The organism is Nocardiopsis sp. TNDT3, assembly GCF_003427465.1.
GTDB classification, from domain to species: Bacteria; Actinomycetota; Actinomycetes; order Streptosporangiales; family Streptosporangiaceae; genus Nocardiopsis; species Nocardiopsis dassonvillei.
In genome coordinates, this window is sequence record NZ_QPFC01000685.1 from 1 (window position 1) to 9,211 (window position 9,211).

Annotated in this window: 5 protein-coding genes, 1 tRNA gene and 1 pseudogene; 6 read left to right on the forward strand and 1 reads right to left on the reverse strand. The window is 70.6% G+C overall.

Annotation, left to right across the window (positions count from 1 at the left end):
* Window positions 1–37: 37 nt before the first annotated feature.
* From recF to DQW06_RS17145, 6 genes are all read left to right on the forward strand, one after another.
* The gene (gene recF / locus DQW06_RS17120; RefSeq protein WP_013151064.1) at window positions 38–1,171 is read left to right on the forward strand and encodes a DNA replication/repair protein RecF; all 1,134 of its coding nucleotides are present in this window, start codon (window positions 38–40) and stop codon (window positions 1,169–1,171) included.
* A gap of 79 nt (window positions 1,172–1,250) precedes the next feature.
* Window positions 1,251–1,724 carry a DUF721 domain-containing protein gene (locus tag DQW06_RS17125; protein WP_174546430.1) on the forward strand — a complete coding sequence of 158 codons (474 nt, stop codon included), beginning with the start codon at window positions 1,251–1,253 and terminating at the stop codon, window positions 1,722–1,724.
* Between the two features lie 467 nt (window positions 1,725–2,191).
* Window positions 2,192–4,129, forward strand: coding sequence for a DNA topoisomerase (ATP-hydrolyzing) subunit B (gyrB, locus tag DQW06_RS17130; protein ID WP_013151066.1), 1,938 nt, complete (start codon window positions 2,192–2,194; stop codon window positions 4,127–4,129).
* A gap of 161 nt (window positions 4,130–4,290) precedes the next feature.
* On the forward strand, window positions 4,291–6,903 hold the full coding sequence (gyrA, locus tag DQW06_RS17135; RefSeq protein WP_198662471.1) for a DNA gyrase subunit A: 2,613 nt from the start codon (window positions 4,291–4,293) through the stop codon (window positions 6,901–6,903).
* 111 nt (window positions 6,904–7,014) lie between these two features.
* Window positions 7,015–7,773 (forward strand): DUF3566 domain-containing protein, encoded by a 759-nt coding sequence (locus DQW06_RS17140; protein WP_013151068.1) that lies wholly within the window; start codon window positions 7,015–7,017, stop codon window positions 7,771–7,773.
* 182 nt (window positions 7,774–7,955) lie between these two features.
* Window positions 7,956–8,029: transfer RNA gene (locus tag DQW06_RS17145), tRNA-Ile, on the forward strand.
* A gap of 760 nt (window positions 8,030–8,789) precedes the next feature.
* Here DQW06_RS17145 and DQW06_RS17155 read toward each other — a convergent pair.
* Window positions 8,790–9,211: pseudogene (locus tag DQW06_RS17155) on the reverse strand (ABC transporter substrate-binding protein); the annotation flags it as partial.

Genomic DNA, 9,211 nt, shown 5'->3' on the forward strand with positions numbered 1-9,211 from the left:
CTTCCCCCGACCGCCGCCGCCCCAGGAGGAAGGCCGGATGTACGTATCCCACCTGCAACTGGCCGACTTCCGGTCCTACCGCGAGGCCCTCGTGGAGATGGGCCCCGGCGTGAGCGTGTTCGTCGGCGCCAACGGCCAGGGCAAGACCAATCTGGTCGAGGCGATCGGCTACGTGGCCACCCTCGGCAGCCACCGGGTCTCCTCCGACACCCCGCTGGTCCGCCAGGGCGCCCCCCGCGCGATCGTCCGGGCCAAGGTGGTGCGCGACGAGCGGTCCATGGTCGTGGACCTGGAGCTCAACCCCGGCAGGGCCAACCGGGCCCGGATCAACCAGGCGCCCGCGGGCCGTCCGCGCGAGGTCCTGGGGATCCTGCGCACCGTGCTCTTCGCCCCGGAGGACCTGGCCCTGGTCAAGGGCGACCCCGGCGAGCGGCGCCGGTTCCTGGACGACCTGCTGGTGGCGCGCGCGCCCCGGATGGCGGGCGTGCGCTCGGACTACGACCGGGTGCTCAAGCAGCGCAACGCCCTGCTCAAGTCGGCCTCCGGCCGGATGTTCCGCCAGCGCTCGGCGCCCGACCTGAGCACGCTGGAGGTGTGGGACTCCCACCTGGCGGAGACGGGCGCGGAGCTGCTGGCGGCGCGGCTGGAGCTGGTGGAGGAGCTGCGCCCGAGGATCGCCGAGGCCTACGCCGGGCTGACCGACTCCGGGGGCCCGGCCGTCCCCGACTACCGCAGCGGCGCGGTCCCCGAGGGGGTCGAACCGCCGACCGGCCGTCCACAGCTTGTGGAAACCCTGCGCGCGGCCATGGCCGAGGCCCGCGACCGCGAGCTCCAGCGCGGCGTCAGCCTGGTGGGCCCGCACCGCGACGACCTGGTCCTGCGACTGGGCGGGATGCCCGCCAAGGGCTACGCCAGCCAGGGCGAGTCCTGGTCGTACGCCCTCTCGCTCAAGCTGGCCGCCTTCGACCTGCTGCGCTCCGACGGAGACGACCCGGTGCTGATCCTGGACGACGTGTTCGCCGAGCTGGACAGCGAGCGCCGCCGCAGGCTGGCCGAGCGCGTCGGCGACGCCGAACAGGTCCTGGTGACCGCGGCCGTGCCCGAGGACATCCCCAAGGAGCTGGACGGGGCCCGGTTCGGCGTGCGCGAGGGGGGCGTCGCGGGTGAGTGAGCGTTATCCACACCCTGTGGACCGGGGATCGGCCTCCGGCGCGGCCGACCACGGCGGCGGAGGTCTGCGTCCACAGCCTGTGGACGGGGCGCGGCGTCCGTCGGAGCCGGGGCCGTCGGCTCCCCCGGCCCCGACGGGGGCCGACCTGGCCCGCCAGGCGCTCGCGCGCGCCCGGGCCGAGGCCAAGGACCGCGGCGCGGTGCCCCGAGGCCTCCAGCGCTCGCGTCGGCGTGGCCGGTTGCGGTCACGCAACGAGCCCCAGATGTTCGGTGAGGCCGTGCGCACGTGGCTGATCGAGCACGGCTGGCAGGAGCAGGTGGCCATCGGCGGCGTGTTCGGCCGCTGGGCGGATATCGTGGGCGATTTCAACGCGGAACACCTGCGTCCGGAGAGCTATTCGGACGGGGAACTGGTCGTGGTGGCCGATTCGCCCACCATGGCGGCCCACGCGCGAGCGATGGTGCGCGATCTCATGCGCCGTCTCAACGAGGAGCTGGGCGACGGCACGGTCGTCGCCATCAAGGTCCGCGGACCCGGTTTCCGGCGCCGCTGAGGCGCGCCCGCCCGGGCCGCGGGGCCGGGATGCCCGTTTCCTCCACTTTCGCGGCTTGTGGATATCCCCAGGTGAACGCCGTTCCGGAGGGTGTCCGGCGCGGCCGGGGAGGGGCTCCGGGCCGCCCCGGGGCCGCCGGTCGCCGCAGGCGGCACTCAACCGCACCGGGACTTGCGCGCAGCCCCTCCCGCGTGTAGGGAGTCGTCTCCCTCCCTGAACGTTCGTTGTGAGGCGGCACAGGGCCGCCAATGCCACTTTGTCGCACCGTGCGGGGTATCATGGAGACGGTTCTTCAGACGCCTGTAGCCGGTCCCACGCCCCCAGAAGAGGGTGGGCGGACGGCCCCTGTGGCGAACGGTGATCCCCCAGGTGTCGCGGCACGCAGACCCTCCCGATCACCGTGTCACGGGTGACCGTCGCCGCTCGGCCGCGGTCGGCAGGCGTCCCCAGCAGGAGGGTGTTCCCACTTGGCCTACGACGCAGGTTCAATCACGGTTCTGGAGGGGCTTGAGGCGGTCCGCAAGCGCCCCGGAATGTACATCGGTTCCACAGGGGAGCGGGGCCTGCACCACCTGGTCTACGAGGTGGTCGACAACTCCGTCGACGAGGCGCTGGCGGGCCACGCCGACGCCATCGAGGTGACCCTGCTGGCCGACGGCGGCGTGTGCGTGGCCGACAACGGCCGCGGCATCCCCACCGACCTCCACCCGGTGGAGAAGCGCCCCGCCGTCGAGGTCGTCCTCACCACGCTGCACGCGGGCGGCAAGTTCGACGGCAAGTCCTACGCGGTCTCCGGCGGCCTGCACGGCGTCGGCGTCTCCGTCGTCAACGCGCTGTCCACCGCGCTGGAGGTGGAGATCCGCCTCCACGGGCACGTGTGGCGCCAGCGCTACGAGATGACCGCGCCCACCGGCGAACTCGTCAAGGGCGAGAGCACCGACGAGACCGGCACCCAGATCACCTTCTGGCCGGACGGCGACATCTTCGAGACCACCACGTTCTCCTTCGAGACGCTCGCCCGCCGCATGCAGGAGATGGCCTTCCTCAACAAGGGGCTGTCCATCACCATCCGCGACGAGCGGCCCGAGCACACCGACGGCGGACCGACGGTCAACACCTTCCACTACGACGAGGGGCTGTCGGACTACGTCCGCCACATCAACGCCAAGAAGGAGCCGGCGCACGCGTCGATCATCTCCTTCGAGGAGGAGGGCGAGGGGATCTCGGTCGAGATCGCCATGCAGTGGAACCAGTCCTACACCTCCTCCGTGCACACCTTCGCCAACACCATCAACACGGCTGAGGGCGGCACGCACGAGGAGGGCTTCCGCTCCGCGCTGACCACCCTGGTCAACCGGTACGCCCGCGACCAGAAGCTGCTGCGCGAGAAGGACGACAACCTCACCGGCGACGACATCCGCGAGGGTCTGACCGCCATCATCTCGGTCAAGCTGGCCGACCCGCAGTTCGAGGGCCAGACCAAGACCAAGCTGGGCAACACCGAGGCCAAGTCCTTCGTCCAGAAGGTCACCAACGAGCACCTGCGCGACTGGTTCGAGCGCAACCCCGGCGAGGCCAAGGACATCGTGTCCAAGGCCAGCCAGGCCGCCCGCGCGCGCGTGGCCGCCCGCCAGGCCCGCGACCTGACCCGCCGCAAGACCCTTCTGGAGACCACCTCCCTCCCGGGCAAGCTGTCGGACTGCCAGTCCACCAACCCGGAGGAGTGCGAGGTCTACATCGTCGAGGGCGACTCGGCCGGCGGCTCCGCCAAGGGCGGCCGCAACCCTCACAACCAGGCCATCCTGCCCATCCGGGGCAAGATCCTCAACGTCGAGAAGTCGCGCATCGACCGCATCCTCAAGAACGCGGAGGTCCAGGCGATCATCACCGCCCTGGGCACCGGCATCCACGAGGAGTTCGACGCCGAGAAGCTGCGGTACCACAAGGTCATCCTGATGGCCGACGCCGACGTCGACGGCCAGCACATCCGCACGCTGCTGCTCACCCTGCTGTTCCGCTTCATGAAGCCGCTGGTCGAGGCCGGGAACGTCTACCTGGCCGCGCCGCCGCTGTACAAGATCAAGTGGGACCAGAAGGGCAGCGACGCCAGCTACGCCTTCTCCGACGCCGAGCGCGACCGGGTCATCGAGGCCGGGATCGCCCAGGGCAAGAGGGACCCGCGCCCGCGCGACATGGTGCAGCGCTTCAAGGGTCTGGGCGAGATGAACGCCAACGAGCTGTGGGACACCACGATGGACCCGGACCGCCGCGTCCTGCTCCAGGTCAGCCTGGAGGACGCGGCCCAGGCCGACGAACTGTTCAGCGTGCTCATGGGTGAGGACGTCGAGTCGCGGCGCGCCTTCATCCAGCGCAACGCCAAGGACGTCCGCTTCCTGGACATCTAGGCGGTGTCTTCCGGACCTCCGCCCCGCTCCGGTCCGTGTTCGGACGCCCGAACCGACCCCCGCGAGCGGAGGCCGGTCCGAGAGGCACAGCCTGGGCCCCGAGGACCCGGGCCCCGCTCCCACCCGTGCTCAAGCAAGCTTCGTAGAAGGGACCGACATCCGTGACGGATGCGAACAACCCCGACGCCCCTGAGGGCGGGGACTCCACTGTGGAGGCCCCGCCGCGCGTGACCGACCGGATCGAGCCCGTCGACATCCAGGTCGAGATGCAGCGCAGCTACCTCGACTACGCGATGTCCGTCATCGTCGGCCGCGCCCTGCCCGACGTGCGCGACGGCCTCAAGCCGGTCCACCAGCGCGTGCTCTACGCGATGTACGACGGCGGCTACCGTCCCGACCGCGGCTACTTCAAGTGCGCCCGCGTCGTCGGCGACGTCATGGGCAACTACCACCCGCACGGTGACAGCGCCATCTACGACACCCTGGTGCGCCTGGCGCAGTGGTGGTCCATGCGGATGCCGCTGGTCGACCCCAACGGCAACTTCGGCTCGGCGGGCAACGACCCGGCCGCCGCCATGCGCTACACCGAGTGCAAGCTCGCGCCGCTGGCCATGGAGATGCTCCGGGACATCGACAAGGACACCGTCGACTTCCGGCCCAACTACGACGGCCGCTCCTCCGAGCCCGTCGTGCTGCCCGCCCGCTTCCCGAACCTGCTGGTCAACGGCTCCTCGGGCATCGCGGTCGGCATGGCCACCAACATCCCGCCGCACAACCTGCGCGAGGTCGCCGACGGCGTCAACTGGTACCTCGACAACCCCGAGGCGCAGGACGAGGAGCTGCTCGACGCGCTCATCGCACGCGTCAAGGGCCCCGACTTCCCCACCCGCGGGCTCATCGTCGGCAAGCGCGGCATCGAGGAGGCGTACCGGACCGGGCGCGGCTCCATCACCATGCGCGCCGTGGTCGAGGTGGAGGAGGACAAGCGGGGCCGCCAGACCCTGGTCGTCACCGAGCTGCCCTACCAGGTCAACCCGGACAACCTCGCGCTCAAGATCGCCGACCTGGTCAAGGACGGCAAGATCACCGGCATCGCCGACGTGCGCGACGAGAGCAGCGGCCGCACCGGACAGCGCCTGGTCATCGTGCTCAAGCGCGACGCCGTCGCCAAGGTCGTGCTGAACAACCTCTACAAGCACACGCAGCTCCAGGAGACCTTCGGCGCGAACATGCTCGCGCTGGTCGACGGGGTGCCGCGCACCCTGCGCCTGGACCAGATGATCCGGCACTGGGTCAAGCACCAGGTCGAGGTCATCGTCCGCCGGACCCGGTACCTGCTGCGCAAGGCCGAGGAGCGGGCGCACATCCTGCGCGCGCTGCTGCGGGCCATGGACCGCATCGACGAGGTCATCAACCTCATCCGGGCCAGCGCCTCCGCGGACCAGGCCCGCACCGGCCTGATGGACCTGCTGGAGATCGACGACATCCAGGCCCGCGCCATCCTCGACATGCAGCTGCGCAAGCTCGCCGCCCTGGAGCGCAACGCCCTGACGGCCGAGTACGACGAGCTCATGGCGCAGATCGCCGACTACAACGACATCCTCGAATCGGACACGCGCCAGCGGAGCATCATCCGCGAGGAGCTCGGCGAGATCGTGGAGAAGTACGGCGACGAGCGGCGCACGCACATCATCCCCTTCGAGGGCGACATGCGCATGGAGGACTTCATCGCCGAGGAGGACGTGGTCGTCACGATCTCCCGCGGTGGATACGCCAAGCGCACGCGCATCGACAACTACCGCGCCCAGAAGCGCGGTGGCAAGGGCGTGCGCGGGGCCCAGCTCAAGCAGGACGACATCGTCCAGCACTTCTTCGTCACCACCACCCACAACTGGATCCTGTGCTTCACCAACCAGGGCCGGGTGTACCGCACGAAGGCCTACGAGCTGCCCGAGGCCGCCCGCGACGCGCGCGGCCAGCACGTGGCGAACCTGCTCCCGTTCCAGCCGGGCGAGGAGATCGCGCAGATCATGGCGCTGCGCGACTACGAGGCCGCCCCGTACCTGGTGCTCGCCACCCGTGAGGGCCTGGTCAAGAAGTCCCGTCTGGAGGACTTCGACTCGGCGCGCGCGGCGGGCATCATCGCGATCAACCTGCGCGAGGGCGACGAGCTGATCGCCGCCCGGCTGGTCTTCCCCGACGACGACCTGCTGCTGATCTCCAGCGACGCCCAGGCGATCCGGTTCCCGGCCTCCGACGAGTCGCTGCGCCCCATGGGCCGCGCCACCAGCGGCGTGATCGGCATGCGGTTCCTGGAGGACGACTACCTGCTGAGCATGGACGTCATCCGGCCCGGCGACGGCTCCACGGACGTCCTGGTCACCACCGAGAACGGCTACGCCAAGCGCACCCCGTCCGACCAGTACCCGGTGCAGAACCGCGGCGGCAAGGGCGTGCTGACGGCCAAGGTGGTGGAGGCCCGCGGCAAGCTGGTCGGCGCCCTGATGATCGACCCCGAGGTGGACGAGGTCTTCGCGATCACCTCCGCTGGCGGTGTCATCCGCACCGGTGCCGACGAGGTCAAGCGGTCCGGCCGCACGACCATGGGCGTCCGGCTGATGAACCTGGCCAAGGGCAACAAGATCGTGGCCGTGGCGCGCAACGCCGAGGCCGCCGAGGAGGAGGCCGTCGAGACGGCCGAGGACGCGGGTGAAGCGGCCGCCGACACGGCCGAGGACGTGAACGCGAACGCCGAAGGCAACCCGGAGGCCTAGACTTCGCGTTAGGCCCCATATGGGCCGCGGGGTTCGTTTTGCGCGGACCCCGCGGACACCCTGGTCGCGCCAATCACCCGTTCTCAAGGAAAGTCCAGCGGTAACGTTTCTATGTCTGACAACCAGCGGAACACCACCACGAACGAAACCGACCCGGACACGGCGGAGACCGCCCGGGACGGGGACGTGGAGACGACCGAGAAGGACACGGCAGAAGCGGGGGCCGCCGTGACCACCGAGGTCGGCGACAAGGCCGAGGCGGCGACGGGCGCCACCGAGGCCGGCACGGCCGAGGAGTCCGGCGAGGAGTCGGGGAGCAAGCCCGGCGACGAGGACGAGGGCTCCGCCGACAAGGCGGACACCGGGTCCGGGACCGCCGCCGGACCGGCCGGATCCGTGGCGGAGGACCGCGCCGAAGCGGGGGGAACGCCAGTGTCCGAATCGAAGACCTCGGTGCCTGAGGGTCCGAGCGCCGTGAAGGCCAGCCTGTCCAGCCGTAAGGCACACCTGTCGGTCTCCCGTGTGGAGCCGTGGTCGGTGATGAAGTTCAGCTTCGTCGTCTCCCTGGTGTGCTTCATCATCCTGTTCGTGGCGATCGCGGTGATCTACGCGACGCTGTCGATGCTGGGTGTCTTCGACGAGCTGACCAACATGCTCACGGCGCTCCTGGAGGGCGACGGGACCGAGGACGAGCTCGGCCTCGACCCGGCCTCCTGGTTCTCGCCGGGCCGCGTCCTGGGGTACACCGGCGTGGTCGGCGCGCTGAACATCGTGCTGATCACCGCCCTGTCCACGGTGGGCGCCATGCTGTACAACCTCGTCGCCGACCTGGTCGGCGGCATCGACGTGACGCTGTCCGAGGCCGAGTAGCACCGCCGTGAGGGCCCGGTCCCCGCTGGGGCCGGGCCCTCACGCGTTGGTTCGGAGCACTTCCGCACCCGGGTAAAATGGGAGGTGGAAAGGGACGTGTGCGCCGCGTCCCGCCTCGCGTCCGCCCCGGATCACCGGTTCGCCCCGGTCCCGCCGATGCGGTAGAGTTCCACACGCAGCAAGGGCGTATAGCTCAGTCGGTTAGAGCGCATCCCTGATAAGGATGAGGCCCCAGGTTCAAGTCCTGGTACGCCCACACACGAGAAGGCTCCCCACGGGGGGCCTTTTCTCATGTCCGCGCCTCACACGTGCGTCGGCGCCCGAGGCGCGGCCCGGCCGGGCACCGTGTTCCCGTGTCGACAACGGGCCGTGTCGACCTGTCGACTCGTGTACCCGTCGACTCGGGGACGCTGGTGCGATCAGGGCACCTGTAGGATGCGGCGCACCGGGAGGGCGTCGTCACCTCCGCCCCGGAGCGCGGGACGCGGGCGGCCTCCAGAGCGAGGACGGAGAAGCGTGGCCACGACCTTCGACTACCAGCTTCCGTTCCACATCAACCAGGTGTGGAACATGCTCCCCCACTCCGTGTCGCGCACCAAGGGGCCTCGGGCCCGGGGAACCCGGTGCCCGGCGCCGGTTACCGCTACGCCTTCTCCACCGGCATGAGCCTGCTCACCCGGGGGTTCAACGTGTACGTCGACCTCTTCCCCATCCCCGGGGCACGCGCATGAGGGTGACGCCCAGCATGAAGTTCGGCGTCGTCGACTGGGGCGAGGGCGGCGAGGTCGCCGCCAGCCTGCACCACCACCTCGGCAACATGCTCCAGATCCAGGTCAACCAGGGCTACGGCCGGGGCGGGCGGTAGGGCCCGCGCCGGAACCGGTCGACGGAACGGGCGCCGCCCGGCTCCGCCGCCGCGCCCGGTCGAGCCGGGAAGAGGCTCCGGGTCGACGTGTCGACTCGTGCACGTGTCGATTCATGTACCTGTCGACCCGGGGACCTGCCGCCCGGGGCCGTCAGCCGCACGTGCTGACCCTCCCGGCGAGCGCGGCGTTGAGCTCGCACACCATGTCCTCGGGGTGCGGGTCGGTCGAGCCCGGGCGGATCTGCGTGTCCACGTGGTCCCGCAGCACCTCGCTCACGTACGGGTAGTAGGGGGTGCGCGGCCGCAGCAGTCCCTCGCCGACGGCGTCGCGCAGCTCCTCCCAGTACCGCACGTCCCGGTCCTCGGCGTCGCTCAGCCGGTAGCCGCTGCCGCGGGCGGGGAGCAGACCGGCCTCCCGGAACTCCGCCTGGACCTCCTGCCCGGTCATGGCCGCGACCAGGCTCCAGGCCTCGTCCCGGTGCGGCGACTCCCCGGTGACCGCCAGGCTGTTGCCGCCGAGCACGGCCGCGGGCAGCCGGAGCACCCCGAACGCGGGGTCGCCGCCCCCGGCCT

Coding starts and splice junctions, on each gene's coding strand:
- recF (WP_013151064.1), top strand. CDS start 38: ATGTACGTATCCCACCTGCAACTGGCCGACTTCCGGTCCTACCGCGAG.
- DQW06_RS17140 (WP_013151068.1), top strand. CDS start 7,015: ATGTCTGACAACCAGCGGAACACCACCACGAACGAAACCGACCCGGAC.